This is a genomic window from Agromyces sp. NPDC004153 (assembly GCF_053603635.1).
On the sequence record NZ_JBSGFY010000002.1, the window covers coordinates 53,558 to 71,086 of the forward strand.

At 72.8% G+C, this 17,529-nt stretch carries 24 protein-coding genes; 9 read left to right on the forward strand and 15 right to left on the reverse strand.

Annotated features, from left to right (window positions below):
* Window positions 1–61: 61 nt before the first annotated feature.
* Window positions 62–271, reverse strand: coding sequence for a hypothetical protein (locus tag ACWEOH_RS14230; protein ID WP_452032069.1), 210 nt, complete (start codon window positions 269–271; stop codon window positions 62–64).
* 191 nt (window positions 272–462) lie between these two features.
* On the opposite strand from ACWEOH_RS14230, the gene ACWEOH_RS14235 reads away from it, so the two are divergent.
* Window positions 463–969 carry a nitroreductase family deazaflavin-dependent oxidoreductase gene (locus ACWEOH_RS14235; RefSeq protein ID WP_452032071.1) on the forward strand — a complete coding sequence of 169 codons (507 nt, stop codon included), beginning with the start codon at window positions 463–465 and terminating at the stop codon, window positions 967–969.
* Window positions 970–988: 19 nt separating this feature from the next.
* Here the strand turns inward: ACWEOH_RS14235 and ACWEOH_RS14240 are convergent, their stop codons facing one another.
* Window positions 989–1,906, reverse strand: coding sequence for a LysR family transcriptional regulator (locus ACWEOH_RS14240; RefSeq protein WP_452032073.1), 918 nt, complete (start codon window positions 1,904–1,906; stop codon window positions 989–991).
* A gap of 72 nt (window positions 1,907–1,978) precedes the next feature.
* Between ACWEOH_RS14240 and ACWEOH_RS14245 the strand changes: the two genes are divergently transcribed.
* The 4 genes from ACWEOH_RS14245 (at window position 1,979) to ligD (ending at window position 5,145) form a co-directional block, all read left to right on the forward strand.
* A complete protein-coding gene (locus tag ACWEOH_RS14245) occupies window positions 1,979–2,965 on the forward strand; it encodes an EamA family transporter (protein ID WP_452032075.1) in 987 nt (328 codons plus the stop codon).
* Window positions 2,966–2,975: 10 nt separating this feature from the next.
* Entirely contained in the window at window positions 2,976–3,743 is a 768-nt protein-coding gene (locus ACWEOH_RS14250; RefSeq protein ID WP_452032077.1) for a DUF2306 domain-containing protein, read from the forward strand.
* A gap of 9 nt (window positions 3,744–3,752) precedes the next feature.
* Window positions 3,753–4,031, forward strand: a complete 279-nt coding sequence (locus tag ACWEOH_RS14255) for a DUF2277 domain-containing protein (RefSeq protein WP_148735215.1) — start codon at window positions 3,753–3,755, stop codon at window positions 4,029–4,031.
* 91 nt (window positions 4,032–4,122) lie between these two features.
* Window positions 4,123–5,145: a non-homologous end-joining DNA ligase gene (ligD, locus tag ACWEOH_RS14260; protein WP_452032079.1), complete on the forward strand. Its 1,023-nt coding sequence runs from the start codon at window positions 4,123–4,125 to the stop codon at window positions 5,143–5,145.
* 27 nt (window positions 5,146–5,172) lie between these two features.
* On the opposite strand, the gene ACWEOH_RS14265 is transcribed toward ligD, so the two are convergent.
* Complete coding sequence (locus tag ACWEOH_RS14265; RefSeq protein ID WP_452033878.1) at window positions 5,173–5,811, reverse strand: GTP pyrophosphokinase; 639 nt, start codon at window positions 5,809–5,811, stop codon at window positions 5,173–5,175.
* A 231-nt stretch (window positions 5,812–6,042) separates the two neighbouring features.
* Between ACWEOH_RS14265 and ACWEOH_RS14270 the strand changes: the two genes are divergently transcribed.
* Together ACWEOH_RS14270 and ACWEOH_RS14275 are read left to right on the forward strand one after the other, a co-directional pair.
* Window positions 6,043–6,918, forward strand: coding sequence for an MBL fold metallo-hydrolase (locus tag ACWEOH_RS14270; RefSeq protein ID WP_452032081.1), 876 nt, complete (start codon window positions 6,043–6,045; stop codon window positions 6,916–6,918).
* 82 nt (window positions 6,919–7,000) lie between these two features.
* Window positions 7,001–7,477 (forward strand): VOC family protein, encoded by a 477-nt coding sequence (locus tag ACWEOH_RS14275; protein WP_452032083.1) that lies wholly within the window; start codon window positions 7,001–7,003, stop codon window positions 7,475–7,477.
* 24 nt (window positions 7,478–7,501) lie between these two features.
* On the opposite strand, the gene ACWEOH_RS14280 is transcribed toward ACWEOH_RS14275, so the two are convergent.
* Window positions 7,502–7,915: a YchJ family protein gene (locus ACWEOH_RS14280; protein WP_452032084.1), complete on the reverse strand. Its 414-nt coding sequence runs from the start codon at window positions 7,913–7,915 to the stop codon at window positions 7,502–7,504.
* A gap of 155 nt (window positions 7,916–8,070) precedes the next feature.
* On the opposite strand from ACWEOH_RS14280, the gene ACWEOH_RS14285 reads away from it, so the two are divergent.
* On the forward strand, window positions 8,071–8,934 hold the full coding sequence (locus ACWEOH_RS14285) for an aggregation-promoting factor C-terminal-like domain-containing protein (protein WP_452032086.1): 864 nt from the start codon (window positions 8,071–8,073) through the stop codon (window positions 8,932–8,934).
* 55 nt (window positions 8,935–8,989) lie between these two features.
* Here the strand turns inward: ACWEOH_RS14285 and ACWEOH_RS14290 are convergent, their stop codons facing one another.
* From ACWEOH_RS14290 to ACWEOH_RS14300, 3 genes are read right to left on the reverse strand one after another with little or no spacing between them, the layout of a single operon-like run.
* Window positions 8,990–9,673 (reverse strand): NAD(P)H-hydrate epimerase, encoded by a 684-nt coding sequence (locus tag ACWEOH_RS14290; protein ID WP_452032088.1) that lies wholly within the window; start codon window positions 9,671–9,673, stop codon window positions 8,990–8,992.
* Window positions 9,674–9,675: 2 nt separating this feature from the next.
* Window positions 9,676–9,969: a GNAT family N-acetyltransferase gene (locus tag ACWEOH_RS14295; RefSeq protein ID WP_452032090.1), complete on the reverse strand. Its 294-nt coding sequence runs from the start codon at window positions 9,967–9,969 to the stop codon at window positions 9,676–9,678.
* A gap of 29 nt (window positions 9,970–9,998) precedes the next feature.
* Window positions 9,999–10,550 (reverse strand): N-acetyltransferase family protein, encoded by a 552-nt coding sequence (locus tag ACWEOH_RS14300; protein ID WP_452032092.1) that lies wholly within the window; start codon window positions 10,548–10,550, stop codon window positions 9,999–10,001.
* A gap of 102 nt (window positions 10,551–10,652) precedes the next feature.
* On the opposite strand from ACWEOH_RS14300, the gene ACWEOH_RS14305 reads away from it, so the two are divergent.
* A complete protein-coding gene (locus ACWEOH_RS14305; protein ID WP_452032094.1) occupies window positions 10,653–11,285 on the forward strand; it encodes a PadR family transcriptional regulator in 633 nt (210 codons plus the stop codon).
* Between the two features lie 12 nt (window positions 11,286–11,297).
* Here ACWEOH_RS14305 and ACWEOH_RS14310 read toward each other — a convergent pair whose 3' ends face one another.
* From ACWEOH_RS14310 to idi, 8 genes are read right to left on the reverse strand one after another with little or no spacing between them, the layout of a single operon-like run.
* On the reverse strand, window positions 11,298–11,660 hold the full coding sequence (locus ACWEOH_RS14310; RefSeq protein ID WP_452033880.1) for an RNA-binding S4 domain-containing protein: 363 nt from the start codon (window positions 11,658–11,660) through the stop codon (window positions 11,298–11,300).
* Window positions 11,661–11,705: 45 nt separating this feature from the next.
* Window positions 11,706–12,614 (reverse strand): prenyltransferase, encoded by a 909-nt coding sequence (locus tag ACWEOH_RS14315; protein ID WP_452032095.1) that lies wholly within the window; start codon window positions 12,612–12,614, stop codon window positions 11,706–11,708.
* Entirely contained in the window at window positions 12,601–12,933 is a 333-nt protein-coding gene (locus ACWEOH_RS14320; RefSeq protein WP_452032097.1) for a lycopene cyclase domain-containing protein, read from the reverse strand. The genes ACWEOH_RS14315 and ACWEOH_RS14320 overlap by 14 nt, the downstream gene beginning before the upstream one ends.
* Window positions 12,930–13,370, reverse strand: coding sequence for a lycopene cyclase domain-containing protein (locus ACWEOH_RS14325; protein ID WP_452032099.1), 441 nt, complete (start codon window positions 13,368–13,370; stop codon window positions 12,930–12,932). Before ACWEOH_RS14325 ends, ACWEOH_RS14320 begins: the two co-directional genes overlap by 4 nt.
* On the reverse strand, window positions 13,367–15,034 hold the full coding sequence (gene crtI, locus ACWEOH_RS14330) for a phytoene desaturase family protein (RefSeq protein WP_452032101.1): 1,668 nt from the start codon (window positions 15,032–15,034) through the stop codon (window positions 13,367–13,369). Before crtI ends, ACWEOH_RS14325 begins: the two co-directional genes overlap by 4 nt.
* The gene (locus tag ACWEOH_RS14335; protein WP_452032103.1) at window positions 15,031–15,909 is read right to left on the reverse strand and encodes a phytoene/squalene synthase family protein; all 879 of its coding nucleotides are present in this window, start codon (window positions 15,907–15,909) and stop codon (window positions 15,031–15,033) included. The genes crtI and ACWEOH_RS14335 overlap by 4 nt, the downstream gene beginning before the upstream one ends.
* Window positions 15,906–16,952: a polyprenyl synthetase family protein gene (locus ACWEOH_RS14340; protein WP_452032105.1), complete on the reverse strand. Its 1,047-nt coding sequence runs from the start codon at window positions 16,950–16,952 to the stop codon at window positions 15,906–15,908. Before ACWEOH_RS14340 ends, ACWEOH_RS14335 begins: the two co-directional genes overlap by 4 nt.
* Window positions 16,949–17,488: an isopentenyl-diphosphate Delta-isomerase gene (gene idi / locus ACWEOH_RS14345; protein WP_452032107.1), complete on the reverse strand. Its 540-nt coding sequence runs from the start codon at window positions 17,486–17,488 to the stop codon at window positions 16,949–16,951. Before idi ends, ACWEOH_RS14340 begins: the two co-directional genes overlap by 4 nt.
* Window positions 17,489–17,529 lie beyond the last annotated feature (41 nt).

Sequence of the window (17,529 nt, forward strand, 5' to 3'; positions counted from 1 at the left end):
GGCGCGTGCGACGGCCGGGCGCCGATCCCTGCCATCGTGCGCCCGGCCGCCAGTCTTCGGGTCAGCGTTCGGGGGAGGTGGTGCCGTCGTCGATCTCGACGATCTCGACGACCTCGACCTCGTCGACCTCGTCATCGCCGCGCCCGTCCCGGTCCGCGTCGACGACCTCCTCGACCTCCTCGTACTCCTCCTTCGGCAGCTCCGCGCTGAGCGGCAGCTCCGAGTCGGTGTACTCGCCCTCGAAGGGCGCTCCCGGGCGCGCGTCCGACATGGTTCCTCCGATCGTCGCGGCCGATCGCGATCGCGGCGGCCTGCGCCCACGGTACGGCTGGGCACGGTGCGGCCGCAGGGGATTGACGAGCCGCGGTCAGCGGGGTAGCCGCCCGAGCCGGGCCGACGCCGGCCGGCGATCCGCGGCGCGAGGTGCTTCCCGAGGTCGTGCGCCCCGAGCAGAATGGGCACGTGCCCACCGTGCTGCAGGTCGTCCGCTCCGTGATCGCGCCGATCACGCGCACCCGGCTGTTCCGGGCGATCGGGCCCGTGCTGCTGCCGCCGGCCGAACGCCTCGTGGCGGCGCTCACCGGCGGGCGCGTGCAGCTGAGCGGTCTGCTCGTGCCGTCGCTGGTGCTCCACACGACCGGCGCGAGGTCGGGCGAGCCCCGCGACACGTACCTCATGTACACGCCCGACGGCCGTGGCCGCGCGATCGTGGCCGGCACGACCTTCGCGCAGGAGCGGCATCCGGGCTGGACCTACAACCTGATCACGCACCCCGACGCGTCGATCACCGTGCGCGGACGACGCATGCACGTGCGCGCGAGCCGCATCCCCGACGACGAGCGCGACGCCGCCTGGGCGCGCATCGAGGCGCAGTGGCCCGGCTATCGGGGATACGAGCGGGACTCGGGTCGGGTCGTGCGCCTGTTCCGGTTGCAGCCCGTGGCCGGTCCGCACGACGCGTCGATGTGAGCACGCTGCGTCCCGGCGCTCAGGCGATGGCGGATGCCTCGACCCGCCGTCCGGCGTCGAGGAGCAGGCGCACCGCGCGGCGGATGCCCGCGCTCTCGGCCATCGACCGGCGATAGGCCACGCGGATGTCGCGCACCTGGCTGTGGTCGGCGAGCGGTCGGGCGACGACGCCCTCGGGGAGGGCGGATCGGCCGAGTCGCGGGACGAGCGCGATCGCGACGCCCTGCCGCGCGAGCTCGATGAGCGAGGCGAAGTCGGGATCCTCGGCGACGACCCGGGGGACCGTGTCGAGGTCGGCGAAGATCCGCATGAGCGCCTCGTGGCAGATGGCACCCTTCGGCGTGCTCGCCCACGCCTCGTCGACGAGGTCGGCGCGCTCGAGTTCGTCGCGGCCGGCGAGCGGATGGTCGACGGACAGCACGACGTCGGCCTCGTCGTGGCACACGTGCTCGGTCGCCACGTGCGACGGCGCGATGAGCGGCACGGAGTTCCAGTTGTGCACGACGGCGAGGTCGGCGGAGCCCGAGGCGACCATGGCCATCGCCTCGACGGGGTCGACGCTCGTCACGGTCGCGAGCACCGCGGCATCCGCATCGCGCAGTTCGCCGAGCACCGGGCCGAGTAGCCCGCGCGTGGCGGTCGAGAACGATGCGATGCGCAAGGGAGCGGTCGGCCGGGTGCCGCTCGCGGCAACGGCCTCGAGCCGCTCGAGGCCGACGAGCAGTTCGCGCCCCTCACTCGCGAGCGTGCGGCCGCGCTCGGTGAGGAGCACGCCGCGGCCGCGGCGCTCGAGGAGGACCGCGTCGAGGTCGCGCTCGAGCTTCTTCACCTGCTGCGAGACCGCCGACGGGGTGTAGCCGAGCTGGTCGGCCGCCGCGACCACCGATCCGGCCCGATCGACGGCGACGAGCGCGCGCAGGCCCTGGAGATCGATCATGTAGTGATCGTACGTGATCAGGCGAAGAATTCGGAACTGGTGCTGAATCCATTTGCCTGCTTGGCTGGAGCCGTGACCCCGCGACACCTCCTGCTCGGCCTCCTCGTCGCCCTCATCTGGGGCGTCAACTTCGTGGCCATCGACCTCGGCCTGCGTGACACGCTCCCGCTCGTGCTGGTGGCGCTGCGCTTCGCCCTCGTCGCCGTGCCGCTCGTCTTCTTCGTGCCGCGACCGGATGCCCCGTGGCGGGTCATCGCGGGCATCGGCCTGTTCATGAGCGCCGGCCAGTTCGGCCTGCTCTTCACCGCGATGCACCTCGGCCTGCCCGCCGGCCTCGCCGCGGTCGTGCTGCAGTGCCAGATGATCTTCACGCTCGTGATCGGCGCCGTCGCGCTGCGCGAGCGCCCGACGCGGATGCAGCTCATCGGTGCGCTCCTCGGCGTCGCCGGCCTCGGGATCGTCGCGCTCGGCCGCCTCGAGGGCGCGCCGGGCCTCGCGGCGATCGTGCCGCTCCTCATCTGCGTCGCAGCCGGGCTCAGCTGGGGCATCGGCAACGTGATCTCCCGGTCGGCCGCCGGAGCCGACGGCTTCGGCATCGTCGTGTGGTCGGCGCTCGTTGTGCCGTTGCCCGTGCTGGCGCTCAGCCTGCTGCTCGACGGACCCGCGGCGGTCGGCGACGCGTTCTCCACCATCGGCTGGGAGACGATCGCGAGCGTCGGGTTCACGGCGGGCATGGCCTCGCTCGTGGGATACACGATCTGGAACATGCTGCTCGGGAAGTACCCGGCCGCGCTCGTGGCGCCGTTCGCGCTGCTCACGCCGCCGATCGGGCTCGCCGCCGCCGCCCTCGCGCTCGGACAGGTGCCGAACGCCCTCGAGCTCGCCGGCAGCGCGCTCCTCGTGGGCGGCGTGGCGGTCGGGCAGGTGCGCCGTCGGAGGCGGCCTCCTCCGGTCGCCGTCGAGGCGGATGCCGCGGCATCAGATGCCTCCGAGGACCGGGGGATCGCGGCATCCGATCGGGGGGTTGACCCGATACCGGCGGTGCAGCGGCGCTCCTAGCGTGAGCCGCATGACCACCGGAACCGCACGTTCGTCACAGCCGGCCGCCGCCGGAAGCCCGCGCGGGGCGTCGCCGCGTCTCGTCGCGACGCGGGCCGGCTGGGCCTGGGTCGTGCTCTCCTCGCTCGCCATCGCCGCCTTCGCGGTCGTGCCGTACCTCACGGCCTCGCTCGCGGAGCTGTCGGCCTCGGGCGCCGGCGTGGCCGACATCTACGCCGACCTCCCGGCGATCGTGCAGGCGGCGTTCTACGCCCACATCGTGGCCGGCGGCCTGGCCCTCGTCGCCGGCCCGTTGCAGTTCTGGCGCGGGTTGCGCGACCGGTACCGCGCGGTGCACCGCTGGATCGGCCGCAGCTACCTCGCCGCCGTGGCGATCGCCGGCGTCTCGGGCCTCGTCATCGCACCCTTCAGCGAAGCGGGCCTCGCCGGATTCGTCGGCTTCGGCACGCTCGCCGTGCTCTGGCTCGTCACGGCATGGCGCGCGTATCGGGCCATCCGGGCGCGTGATGTCGCGAACCACCGGGCCTGGATGATGCGCAACTTCGCGCTCACCTACGCCGCCGTCACGCTGCGGCTCTGGCTCGGCCTGCTCATCGGCCTGCAGGCGATCCCCGGCGGTTTCGAGTTCGACGCCGCGTTCGCGAACGCGTACGGCGTGGTGCCGTTCCTCGCCTGGCTGCCGAACCTCGTCGTCGCGGAATGGCTCATCCGTCGTCGCGGGCTCCCCTCGTACCGCATCGCGACGGGAGCCGAGGCGCCCGCAGGCGCCCGGGGTTAGGCTCGGGGCATGTGCAGGAACATCCACCCCCTCCACAACTTCGAGCCCGCCGCGACCGACGACGAGGTGCACGCGGCCGCACTGCAGTTCGTGCGCAAGGTGAGCGGATCGACGAAGCCGTCCAAGGCGAACGCCGAGGCGTTCGACCGGGCCGTGCACGAGATCGCGCACATCACCCGGCACCTCCTCGACGATCTCGTGACGAACGCGCCGCCAAAGGACCGCGAGGTCGAGGCCGCCAAGGCGCGGGCCCGCGCCGAGAAGCGGTACGCGACGCTCAGCGCGTGAGCGACCGCCGGCCCGGCCCGGGCAGGTGCCTGGCGTCGCCGCCGAACCGGCGCCCTGTCGCGGTGTCACCCCGGCACGATAGCGTCGCACCATGGCCGCCGAAGCTGTCACCCTCACCGTGCCCGGTCCCGACGGCGATCGCGAGGTGCGCATCTCGTCGCCGAACCGGGTGATCTGGCCCGAGCCGGGCATCACGAAGCTCGAGCTCGCCGAGTACCTCGTCGCCGTCGGCGGCCCGTTCATCGAGGCGAACGGCGACCGGCCCGTGTCGCTCCAGCGGTTCCCCGAGGGCATCGACGGCGAGCAGTTCTTCTCGAAGAACCCGCCGAAGGGCGCGCCCGCCTGGGTGCGATCGGTGACCGTGACGTACCCGAGCGGCCGCAAGCATCCGCAGGTCGTGCTCGACGAGCCCGCTGCTGCGGTCTGGGCCGCACAGATGAACACGATCGTGTTCCACCCTTGGGCCTCGAGCACGGCGAACACCGACAATCCCGACCAGCTGCGCATCGACCTCGACCCGCAGCCCGGCACCGGGTTCCGCGAGGCGGTGCCCGCGGCGCTGGCACTGCGCGACCTCATGGGCGAGGTCGGGCTCACGCCGTTCGTGAAGACGTCGGGCAATCGCGGCATCCACGTCTTCGCGCCCATCGAGCCCGAGCACGAGTTCCTCGACGTGCGGCACGCGGTCATCGCCCTCGCGCGCGAGCTCGAGCGGCGCATGCCCGACGAGCTCACCACCGCCTGGTGGAAGGAGGAGCGCGGCGACCGCATCTTCATCGACTTCAACCAGGCGAACCGCGATCGCACGATGGCCGGCGCCTACAGTCCGCGCCCCCTGCCGCACGCGCCCGTGTCCTGCCCCCTCGAATGGGACGAGGTCGAGTCCGCCGACCCGCGCGACTTCACGATCCGCTCGATGCCCGACCGCCTACGCGACGTCGGCGACCCGTGGGCGGGCATGCAGTCGCGGCTCGGGCGCATCGACACGCTGCTCGAGTGGTGGCAGCGCGACCTCGACGCGGGCCTCGGCGAGCTGCCGTTCCCGCCCGACTTCCCGAAGATGCCCGGCGAGCCGATGCGCGTGCAGCCGAGCCGGGCCCGCAACCCCGAGTGAGCGGATGCCGCGCGCCCCGGCGTGCGGTCAGATCGCGATCGTGCCGCGCCGGTGCGACGGCGCCCCATGCACCTCGCGGTGCAGGCGCTCCATGCGCGCGTCGAGCTCCGCGGCGGTGTGCGCGGCATCCGTCAGCCCGTCGACGAGCTCCTGCGGCACCTGGCGGTCGTACTTGTAGTAGATCTTGTGCTCGAGGCTGGCCCAGAAGTCCATCGCGATCGTGCGGATCTGCACCTCGACGGCGACGGGGTGCGCACCGGTCGACAGGAACACCGGCACCTCGACGATGAGGTGCAGGCTCTGGTAGCCGTTCTCCTTCGGCTCGGCGATGTAGTCCTTGACCTTGAGCACGCGGATGTCGGGCTGCTCGGTGAGGAGCTCGGCGAGCCGGTAGGCGTCGGAGACGAAGCTGCACGTCACCCGAACGCCCGCGATGTCGGTGATGGTGTCGCGGATCGTGTCGAACGTCGGCTCGATGCCCTTGCGCTGCATCTTGGCGATGACGCTGTCGAGGCTCTTCAACCGGCTCGAGATGTGCTCGATCGGGTTGTAGTCGTGGTTCTGGCTGAACTCCTCGCGCAGGATCGAGAGCTTCGTGATCACCTCGTCCATGCCGAACTTGTAGCGGAGCATGAAGCGCTCGGTCTCGTCCCGCAGGGCGCGCATCTCGTCGAGCGTGCCGCCGTCGATCGCCTCGAGGGTGCGTTGCGCCCGTGCCGTGAGCAGGTGCGGAGCGTCGGGGTGCCGTTGCGAGGGGATGCCGTCGAGCGGGGTCACCTGCCCGACGCTACGGGGCGAACCTCGGGATTCCCTTTGACCCGGCCATGAGTCGGCGGCCGGGCCGGGCCGTGCACCGCGATCGAGCCGTGGACCGCGCACCCGTCGTAGGCTCGGGGCATGGCCACCTGGACCACGGTCGCGCATGGCGTCCACCAGCGCCGCGGCGGCCCGTTCGACCTCTCTGTGGTCGTCGTGGAGGGCGACGACGGCCTCCTCGTCGTGGACTCGGGCGCCGACCCGGTCGAGGGCGCGGAGATCCTCGCCGACGTCACCGCCCGGTTCGCCCGACCCGTCGTCGCGCTCGTGAACACGCACGCCCACTTCGACCACACGTTCGGCAACCAGGTGTTCGGTCCGGGTTCCGCCACGGATGCCGCGATCCACGGTCATGCGGCGATCGCCCGGCACTTCGAGCACTACGAAGGGCCTCGGGTCGCGGCATGGCACGAGAATCCCGCCCTGGAGCCCGACCGGCCATGGGCTGACCTTCGCCTCGTGCCGCCGACGCATCCGATCGCGGACGCGACGACGCTCGACCTCGGCGGCCGGCTCGTGGAGCTGCGACCGCAGTCGCCGGCCCACACCGACACGGATCTCGTGCTGCTCCTGCCCGAGGAGCGGGTCTGGGTGCTCGGCGACCTGATCGAGGAGTCGGGGCCGCCGATCTACGGCTCGGGCTGCTACCCGCTCGACTGGCCCGGCGTGCTCGATGCGCTCGGCGCCGAGCTGGAGCCCGGCGACCTCGTGGTCCCCGGGCACGGCCGCGTGGTGCGGCGCGAGTTCGTGAGCCGGCAGGCCGATGAGCTCCGCGTGATCGCCGACCGGTTCGTCGACGCGCACGACGCGGGGCTCGGCGCAGCAGAGGCGCTCGCCGCCCATGCCGAGTGGCCCGTGCCGGTGCACGGGCTGGTCGGCGCGATCGAGCGCGCGTACGGCGCCCTCGACGGGCTGCGGCTCGACGACGGCGGCGAAGGCGACACCGCCGCCCCCTGAGCCGTCGCCGCGCCGTCGGGGTCCTGATCGGACCCGCTGATCAGCCCTCGCGGATGTCGGCCGCGGCTGGGAGGATTCGGGCATGACGGATGCCGCAACGCCCTCAGTCCTCCAGCTCCGCGTCGTCGTGGAGGCCGTCGACTACGACCAGGCGGTCGCGTTCTTCCGCGACACGCTCGGGCTGCCCGAGTACCTCGCCTTCGCCGAGGGCGGCGACGAGCGCGTCGTCATCCTCGATGCCGGCCGTGCCACGCTCGAGATCGCGAATCCCGTGCACAAGCAGGCGATCGACCGCATCGAGGCGGGGGGCGCCGAGAGCCCGCACATCCGGCTCGCGTTCGAGGTAACCGACACCGAGGGCGCCACGCGCCGGCTCGAGGCCGCCGGTGGCCGCGTCGTCGCCGAGCCGGTCGTCACGCCGTGGCAGTCGCTGAACTCCCGACTCGACGCGCCCGCCGGGGTCCAGGTCACGCTGTTCCAGGAGCTCCTCGAGTCGGGCGAGCGCGCGGTGCTCGACGGGTTCACGACGGATGACGAGCGGGCGTCCGCGGACGACTGACACGTCTCGCCGGGGCATCCGCCGTCAGCTGACGGGACCGACGTAGCTCCAGCGTCCGCCCTCGCGCACGAAGCCGCTCGCCTCGTGCTGCTCGCCCCGCTGCCCGTCGTGTCGGTAGTACGCCGTGAACTCGACGATCCCGTCGCGGTCGAGCGGCCCGCCGCGCTCGCGCCGCACGACGTCGAGTCGGAACCAGCGCATCGCCGGGTCGAGCTCGAGCTCCGAGGGTCGAGTCGACGGATACCACGTCGCGAGCAGGTAGGCGGAGTCGCCGACCACGAACGCCGAGTAACGCGACCGCATGAGCTGCTCGGCCGTCGGAGCATCCGCCGCGCCACCCAGGAATCGTCCGCAGCACGCGCCGAACACCTCGCCGCTGAGGCAGGGGCAGCGGTCGCTCGGCGACGGCTTCGGGAAGTCGGCTGAGGCATCGGACATGGCCCCAGTATGCCCACGCGCAAACCATGCATGGACATGGATTGCACAGGGAAAAGTGAGGGACTGCCCAGTTTCGTCATGCAGGGTAGGGGACTTGTGCCCACGCTCGGAGGCGCGCCCCCCGATGATTCCCCGTTCCGAGCATCTGTGAATCCATGCGAAACGACACTTCCTCCACGCACGCCCAGACCGACACGAACTCTGTTCCCACCGACACCGCCGCGACCACGCGTCGCGACCTCCGCCGCCGACGCACCGGCCGCAAACGCCTCATCGTCGCGGGCGCCATCGCCGCTGCCGGCCTCCTCGTCGGCACCGGCTTCTCCGTGCAGAGCGCAGTGGCCACGCAGGAGCGGATCAACGCCACCCAGGCGCTCAACGCGACCAGCGGCTTCCGCCACGAACAGCTCGGCGCCTACGCCGGCGTCGCAGCCGCGAAGGCCATCGACACCGCGAAGGACACCATCACGGCCGCGAACGAGACGCTCGCCGCCGCGGACGGCAAGGCCGACGCCTCGGGCCTCGCGGCCTCGGTCGCGTCGCTCAGCGACTACAAGACCATCTCGACCGAGAAGGTCGTCGACCTCACGAAGGTGACCCGCGCCGAGGCGGCCAAGACCGCTGCCGCGATCGCCGCGTACGACCAGGCGCAGGCCGAGTCCGCCGCCGCGGCCGCTGCGGCGGCCGCCCAGGCGCTTGCGAACGCCAACACGCCCGACGGCGCTCGCGCGTACGCCGCCGACCTCGCCGCCTCCCAGTACGGCTGGGGCGGCGACCAGTTCCAGTGCCTCGACAAGCTGTGGCAGAAGGAGTCGGGCTGGAACTACCAGGCCTACAACGCGTCGAGCGGCGCGACCGGCATCCCGCAGTCGCTGCCCGGCAGCAAGATGGCGACGGCCGGCGACAACTGGCAGACCAGCGCCGCCACGCAGATCCGCTGGGGTCTCGGCTACATCCAGAGCGCGTACGGCACGCCGTGCAGCGCGTGGTCGCACTCCCAGTCGGTGAACTGGTACTGATCCGGCGACGGAATCGTGAGCGGGCCGGGGTCGTGGACCCCGGCCCGCTTCGTCGTCAGCCGAGGGTGACGAGGGGCGTCATCGTCGCGAGCTCGGGTCCGAGGCCGAGGTCGACGAGCTCGATCCGCCCGGCGTAACCGGCGGCCGGTTCGCGCAGCAGGCCGGCCTTCACCGCGCCGAAGGTGACGGTGACGTCGGCGCGGAGCACCGTGGGATCTGGCACGGTGCCGTCGTCGGGGTGGATGCCGCTCGGCAGGTCGACCGCGACCACCCGGATGCCGCCCGCCTCGATGGTCGGGATCGCCGCGGCAACGAGGTCCCGGGCACGACCGCGCAGCGCCGGGGACGCGCTCGTGCCCGTGCCGAGGATGCCGTCGACGATCACGGCCGCGCCGCGGAAGGCCGCCTCGGCGGCACGGTCGTCGGATGCCCCGACGAATCGCGCGCCCGCAGCGCGAGCCGCGTCCGCTCCCTCGGCGTGCATCCGCTCGGACGTGGGGACCACCGTCACCACGACGCCGGCCTCGGCGAGCTCGGCACCGGCCCAGAGGGCGTCGCCGCCGTTGTCGCCGGAGCCGACGAGGAGCGCGATCGGCCCGTCCGGCGCCTGCGCCTCGGCCGACTCCCGCCGCAGCGTCGCCGCGAGGGCCGCCGCCGCCCGGCGCATGAGCGGCTCGCCCGCCGCGAGGTGCGGCGCCTCGGCGGCGCGCACCTGCGCGGCGGAGTAGCCGAGGATCATGGTCAGGCCGTCCGGGGATCCAGGAGCGCCCGGCGATCGGGGTGCCGGTCGAACCACTCGCCGACGTACCAGCAGCTCGGCACGATGCGGCGATCGGAGGTCGCCTCGACGTCGTCGACGGCGAACGCGACGAGCTCGCCGGCGAGACCGCTGCCGCGGTACGTCGGGTTGGTGAACGTGCGGGTGAACGCGACCGAGTCGCCGAGCACGCGGTAGTCGAGCACGCTCGCGATGTCGCCGTCGAGGCGCAGCACGTAGCGTCGGGCATCCGGTTCGTGGCTCAGTTCCTTCTGCACCGCTTCAGGCTACGCCCGGGCGGCAGACCTCACGGCGCACGGCGCGTCGGCGCCGACGCGCGGCGACGCATGAGCACCATGTCGACCGGGGGCGCGCCGGCGGGGAACGCCACGCCCATGCGCGCGGTGTAGTACGCGAGCCCGTCGACGACCCTCTCCACCTCGAGCCCGTGCCGCTCGTAGAACCGCACCGCCCCGTCGTTCCCGGCCACGACGAGCAGCATGTACGCGAGGTCGGCGGGCACTCTCGCGTGGAGTTCGCCCATCAGTCGCGCGCCGACTCCCGCGCCCCGATGGTGTCGGTCCACGTACAGGCGGTGCAGTTCCGGCTCGGGCCCGAAGACGTCGAAGTGCAGGAATCCCACGACGCGCCCCGACCGCTCGGCGACGAGGAAGCACGCAACGTCCGCTGAGCGACAGCGCTCGATGCAGTCGGCGACGGCACCGAGGGCGTACGTCTGCTCGACGGCGGCGGAGATGACGGCCGGATCGATGAGATCGACGTACTGCGCCGGCATGGCCTCCGTTCCGATCGCGGCGATGGCGGCCGCGTCCGCCGGGGATGCGTCGCGGAGGAGCACCGCTCGAGTCGATGGCACGACTGGGCCGCCGTCTTCGAGTGCGGAGCTCCTCGTTGGGATTATGCTCCACATAGGAGTAAATTTTCCTCCGTGGAGGAGCATATGTCAAGGACCCTGCCGGAGCTGACGACCACCTCGTACGCGATCCTCGGGCTGCTGGCGATCAAGCCGTGGTCGACCTACGAGCTCGCCAAGCAGATGCGGCGCGATCTCCGATTCATGTGGCCGCGCGCCGAGAGCAACCTCTATGCGGAACCCAAGAAGCTCATCGCGCACGGCTTCGCAACGGCGAGCCCCGAACCACGCGGCCGTCGTCGACGCACGGTCTACACGATCACCACGCTCGGTCGGCACGCCCTTCGCGAGTGGATCGGACAGCCGGCGGCCGGGTCGCGTTGGGAGTCCGAGGCGATCGTGAAGCTGCTCTTCGCCACCAACGGCACCCCCGGCGAGCTCCTCACGCACCTGCGCCGATTCCGCGAGGACGCGGTCGACCGATGGCGGGCGGCCGAAGCGATCTTCCGGCCCTACCTCGCCGGCGCTGAACCGTTCCCCGAACGGACCCACGTGAACGTGCTCGCGGCGACGCTCGTGCTCGAGACGGCTCACGCCGAGGCACAGTGGGCCGATCGCGCCATCGCCGAGGTGCGGACCTGGAGACAGGCAGCGGTCCCCGAACGCCTCGACGCCGCGTACGCCGCGCTGCGCTCCGCGCTCGATGCGGGCGCACCGTGACGCGCGGCGCCGTCAGCGCCCGCGCAGCCGATCGAGGTCGCGGCGCTCGCGCTTGGTGGGGCGTCCGGCTCCGCGGTCGCGCACGGGCACGGTCGGCACGGCCTGGCGGGGCGGTCGAGCCGGCGTGCGATCCTCGACCGCGGTGGCGGCGACGGTCGCCGACACGCGCTTCACGAGGGTCTGGCGCACTACCAGCATCCGGTCGAACCCGTCGACGCGCACCCGCACCTCGTCGCCCGGCCGCACCGGCTGGGCCGCCTTGGCGCGCTCGCCGTTGACGCGCACGTGTCCGGCGCGGCACGCGGCCGTCGCGGCCGAGCGCGTCTTGAACTGGCGCACCGCCCAGAGCCACGCGTCGATGCGCACGGGGTCCATGCGCACGGAATCCGCGCGCGCGGGGGAGTCGGCCATGCAGCCAGCCTACGACCGCGCGAACGACCACCAGATGAGCAGCATGGTCACGAGGAAGCCGACGGCGTAGTTGAGCGCGATGAACCGCCGCCATCCGCGGTTCGCCGTTCCCGACTCCGCATCGCTCACCGATCGGTACGGCCAGGCGGTGACGACGTAGGGCAGCACGAGCAGCGCCGCGAGCGGGCCGGGCCAGGCGGTCGCGAGCATGAGCACGCCGGCCGTGATCCAGAGGCCGAGCGCGATCCGCACGGTCGCGCGGGCCCCGAACGCGGTCGCGATCGACGCGATGCCGGCCTCGCGGTCGGGAACGACGTCCTGCACGGCGCCGAACGCGTGGCTCGCCATGCCCCAGCAGAAGAACGCCGCGACGACGGCGACGAGCTGCGGCGTCGGCACGGCGCCCGCCACCGCAAGGCCGTAGACGGCCGGGCTCACGAAGTGCGTGCTCGACGTGATCGAGTCGAGCACGGGCACCTCCTTGAACCGCAGCCCGGGCACCGAGTAGGCGAACACGGCGAACAGGCTCACCGCGAGCACGGCCCACGACCACGGATGCCCCGTGCCGCCGAACCACAGCATCGCGACGAGGAGCGGGGCCGCCGTGACGACGCCCGTCCAGACCACCGCGCGATGCAGGCGCGGCTCGAGGAGGGCGCCCTCCGAGCCGCCCTTGCGCGGATTGCGCAGGTCGGACTCGTAGTCGAACACGTCGTTCACGCCGTACATGAGCAGGTTGTACGGGACGAGGAAGAACAGCGTGCCCACGACGAGCAGCGCGTCGACCGCCCCGGTCGTGAGGAGGTAGGCGGCCGCGAACGGGAACGCGGTGTTGATCCAGCTGATCGGCCGCGACGAGAGCACGACCTGGCGGATCACGTGGCGGGCGCCCTGCTGCACGACGTCAGTCTTCATCATGGCCGCCCCTCGACCTGCGCAAACGCGCGAGCGTCCAGATCGCCGGCACGAGCAGCACCGTGACGATCGGGTACGCGAAGTCTTCGATCGGCGCGAGCCCGATCGTCGGCCCGAGGCGCGTGCCGTCGGCGTAGCCGAAGAGGCCCGCGGCGATCATGAGCGAGTCGAACACGCCGGTGAGCACGAGCACGAGCGCGCCGGCGAACCCGATCGCGAGCCACCGCCGGCGGCGTGCGGGAGGCGGCAGCCGCCGAGCCGCTGCGAGCGACAGCACGACCGCGACGGCGAGGAACGGCAGGCAGACGAGCGAGTAGGTCACGACGGCCTCCCGCCCGGGTGTGCCGCGGCGTCGGCCGGCCGCGTCGCGGCATCCGTCGCACCCGGTCGCGTCGCGGCATCCGTCGTCGCATCGGATGCCGCGCGCTCGCCGGGAGCAGTCGACCGGCGTTCGAGCATCCGCTCGATCCCGAGCACCGCGACGAGCGAGAGGTAGCAGAGGAACACGAGGAACACGGGCTCCTCGAGCGGGAGCTCGGGCGCCAGGAGCACGCCCGTGGCCCACGGCGAGTCCCCGCGGAAGAAGACGCCGAAACCGATGCCCGCGAGGTCCCAGGCGAGCAGCACGAGCGTGCCCGCGCCGACCGCGAGCGCCGACGCGGCGGGCGCACGCCGGAACGCGAGCCGCCAGCGGACGTCGAGGAGGGCCATCGCGGTGATCGAGAGGACGAGCGCTCCGAGGTAGGTGAATCCGGTCATCCGCGGTTCCGGTCGAATGCTCGGGCATCGAGGTCGAGTGCTGGGGCGTCGAGGAGGTCGGCGACCTCGGAGGGTGGGAACGGGCGCGCGAGGCGGGGTCCGGGCTCGGGCAGCGGCCCACTCGACCGGTCGCCGCGCACGCGCTTCAGCACGTTCTCGGCTCCGATGAGGCACATCGGCAGGCCGATCCCCGGCACGCTCGACCCGCCGGCGTAGTACAGCCCGCGCACGCGACGCGAGCGGTTGGAGCCGCGCAGGAACGCGCTCTGCCGCAGCGTGTGCGCAGGGCCGAGGGCGCCGCCCCGCCAGGAGTGCAGCTGCTCGGCGAAGTCCGCCGGCCCGACGGTGCGGCGCACGACGATGCGGCGCGCGAGATCCGCAGCGCCCGTCGCCGAGGCGATGCGGGCGACGGCGCGGTCGGTCGCGTCCTCGACGAGCCGGTCGCCGGCGCCGTCCTCGCCGCCCCGGCCGATCGACACGTCGGCGGGCACCGGGATGAGCACGAACAGGTTCGTGTCGCCGGCGGGCGCGACGGTCGGATCGGTGGCGCTCGGCATGCACGCATAGAACGACGCGGGCTCGGGGATGCCGGGGTGGTCGCCGAAGATGCGGTCGAAGTTCGCGTCCCAGTCCTCGGTGAAGAAGAGCGTGTGGTGGGCGAGCCCCGGCACCGGCCCGCGCACCCCGAGCATCGCGAGCACCGCGCCCGGGCCCGACGTACGCCGTTCCCACCACGCCTCGGGGTACGTCTGCGCGTGCCGGGGGAGCAGCTCGGTCTCGGTGTGGTGCAGGTCGGCGGCCGAGACGACCCGGTCGGCGGCGGCGCGATGCACCGACCCGGTGGCGTCGACATACCGCACGCCCGTGACCGACGGCGTCGCGTCGCCCGTCACCTCGATCGCCTCGACCCGCGCCTCGGTGACGAGTTCGACGCCCGCGGCCGCGGCGATCCCGGCGATCCTCGCCATGAGGTGCCCGAACCCGCCCTGCGGATAGAACACGCCCTCTTCGAGGTCCATGTGGCTCATGAGGTGGTACATCGCGGGCGTGGCCGAGGGCGACGAGCCGAGGAACACGGCGGGGTACCCGAGCACCTGGCGGAGCCGGCGGTCGCCCACCGCGTGGGCGGCGAACCGGTCGAGCGGCGTGGTGAGGAGTCGCGCCAGGCGGCCCGCCCGGCCGAGCACCTCGGGTGCGAGGAACCCCCGCGGGTCGTCGAAGTTCGTGTAGAGGAACCGTCGCACCGCCACGTCGTAGGTCGACGCGGCCGAGTCGAGGTAGCGCTCGAGCGCCACCCCGCCGCCGGGCTCGACCGACTCGAACAGCTCGACGTTCTCGTCGCGCGTCGCGCGCACGTCGAGCGGCGCGTCGTACCCGTCGGCGTACACGCGGTACCCGGGGTCGAGGCGCACGAGCTCGAGCTGCTCGCCCGCGCTCGTGCCGAACATCCGGAAGAAGTGGTCGAAGACCTCGGGCATCAGGTACCACGACGGGCCCGTGTCGAAGCGGAAGCCCCGCCGCTCCCACGTGCCGGCGCGTCCGCCCAGCTCGGGGCGGGCCTCGAGCAGCGTCACGCGGTGCCCGTCGCGTGCGAGGAGCGCCGCGGACGCGAGCCCGGCGATGCCGCCACCGACGACCACGATGCGCTCGGATGCCGCGGTCATCGCCCGACCCCGGGTGCGATCGCCGACCGCACGGCGATCGCGAGCTTCTCGGAATCGGGCACGCGGATGCGCGTCGCGATGAGGCGCTCGGCCGGCGTCTCCCGGCAGCGCTCGGCCAACCGCGAGAAGAGCCCGTGCGCCGCGGCGACCGCCGCTCGGGCTCGGCGCGGCAGCTCGCGGATGGTGCGACCCGAGATCTCGAGATCGCGGTCGATGTCCGCGAGGATGCCCGCCTTGTCGGACTCGGTGAACGCGTCGGGGTCGACCCACGGGAAGTAATTGCGGCCGAGCTCCTGCCAGTCCACCGCGAGGTCGCGGAGGAAGTTGATCTTCTGGAACGCGGCGCCGAGGTGGGCGGCGCCCTCGTCGAGGCGCGCTCGGCGCGCGGCATCCGCCGGCTCGTCCACGAGGAACACGGCGAGGCACATGAGCCCGACCACCTCGGCCGAGCCGTGGATGTACGGCGCGACCTCCTCGGCGCGGATCGGCGACGGGTCGAGGTCGCGCCGCATCGACGCGAAGAACGGCCGGGTGAGGTGCACGCCGATGCCCGCGTCGCGGGCGGTGACCGCGAACGCGTGCACGACGAGGTTGGCGGAGTAGCCGCGGCGCATCGCCGCCTCGGTCTCGGACTCGAGCTCGTCGAGCACGTCGAGCAGCTCGCCGTCGTCGAGCCCCGCCGCCCGGGCGGTGCCGTCGACGACCTCGTCGGCCACGCGCACGAGGGCGTAGATCGAGCGGATGCGGCGGCGCGAACCGGGATCGAGCAGGCGCGCCGCCGCGCCGAACGACGTGGAGTACCGGCCGATGACCACGGCCGCACTCGCCTCGGCCGCGTGGTCGTAGCGGTCGAGGGGCGTGGGCTCGCGGTTCATCGCGCCCGCTCCGCCGCTCGCTGCGCGAGGTCGCCCAGCTCGGCCCGCAGCGCGGCGGGCAGGTCCTCGGCGTCGAGCTCGTAGCGCGCGAGCGTCACGTACTCGTCGGCCAGCCGTCGCGCCGCCTCGAGCGCCCCGCACGCGCGCAGCGCCTCGCGCAGCACGTCGGCGCCCTGGTCGTCGAGGTCGGCGTCGCCGAGGCGGGACGCGATCGCGGGCCATGCCTCGGTGGTCGCCGCGTGCGCCGTGAGCGCCGTCTGCTTGCCCTCGCGCAGGTCGGATGCCGCGGACTTGCCGGTGATCGCCGGGTCGCCGAACACGCCGAGGATGTCATCGGTGATCTGGAACGCGACGCCCACCAGCCGACCGTAGCGGGCGAGCGCGCCGATCGCACCGTCGCCGGCCCCGGCCAGCACGGCTCCAGCCGTGAGCGGGCACTCGAACGAGTACACCGCGGTCTTCTGCTCGAGGGTGGCCACGACGCGTGCCACCTCGGGCGGATGGTGCGAGCCCGCGTGCACGACGTCGGCGAGCTCGCCGGCCGCCGACACGAACACGGCCCGGTCGAGGATGTCGAGGAGCGCTGTCCTGCGACCGGGATCCACGGGCAGCGTGGCGATCTCGCGGTGCGCGCGGCTCAGCGCGAGGTCGCCCGCCAGCACCGCCGCGGTCTCGCCCCACACCTCGCAGGCGCGGTCGTCGGCGCCGTGCGCACGAGCCCGCCCCGCGAAGCGCGCGGCGATGTTCGGCGCGCCACGGCGCACGGTGTCGCGGTCGATGACGTCGTCGTGGATGAGGAAGGCCGTGTGCAGCAGCTCGAACGCGATCGCGACCCGCGTCGCGACGTGCCGGTCGTCGCCGCCGAACCCCTGGTAGGCGGCGTAGACGAGCTTCGGGCGGATGCGCTTGCCGCCCGAGCTCTGCTGCTCGAGCGACTCCCAGAGCGCCGCGTAGTGCTGCCCGTACTCGCCGGCGCGCTCGCGGGCGTCGGCGAAGAACGCACGCAGCTCCTCGTCGACCGAGGGGGAGAGCAGGTCGGTCACCGGAACAGCTCCAGCTCCCGCGCCTGCAGCACGAGCCACGGGCTGAACGCCCACGGCGCGGACTCGACGGCGCGCACGAGGTCGTGCGGCTGGATCCACGCGAACTCGGCGACCTCGCGCGGGTTCGGATCGGGCTCGTCGTTCGTGGTCGCGACGTACACCGGGCACACCTCGTTCTCGACGATGCCGTTCGCGTCGGTCGCTCGGTACCGGAAGAGCGGGAGCGCGAGCTCGACGTCGCCGAGGTCGATGCCGAGTTCGTGGTCGGCGCGGCGGCGCACCGCGGCGGTGAGCGACTCGGCCGGCTTCGGGTGCCCGCAGAACGAGTTGGTCCAGACGCCGGGCCAGGCCTGCTTGGAGAGCGCGCGGCGCGTCACGAGGACCTCGCCGATCGCGTTCACGACGTGGCACGAGAACGCGAGGTGCAGCGCGGTGTCGGGACCGTGTGCCGCGCTCTTCGGCGCACGGCCGATGGGGGTCCCCGCCTCGTCGAGGAGCACGACCTCGTCCTCGATCGCATCGATGGTCTGGGACATGGCTCCTCCAGCGTGTCGACATTAATTCACTAACTTGGTTA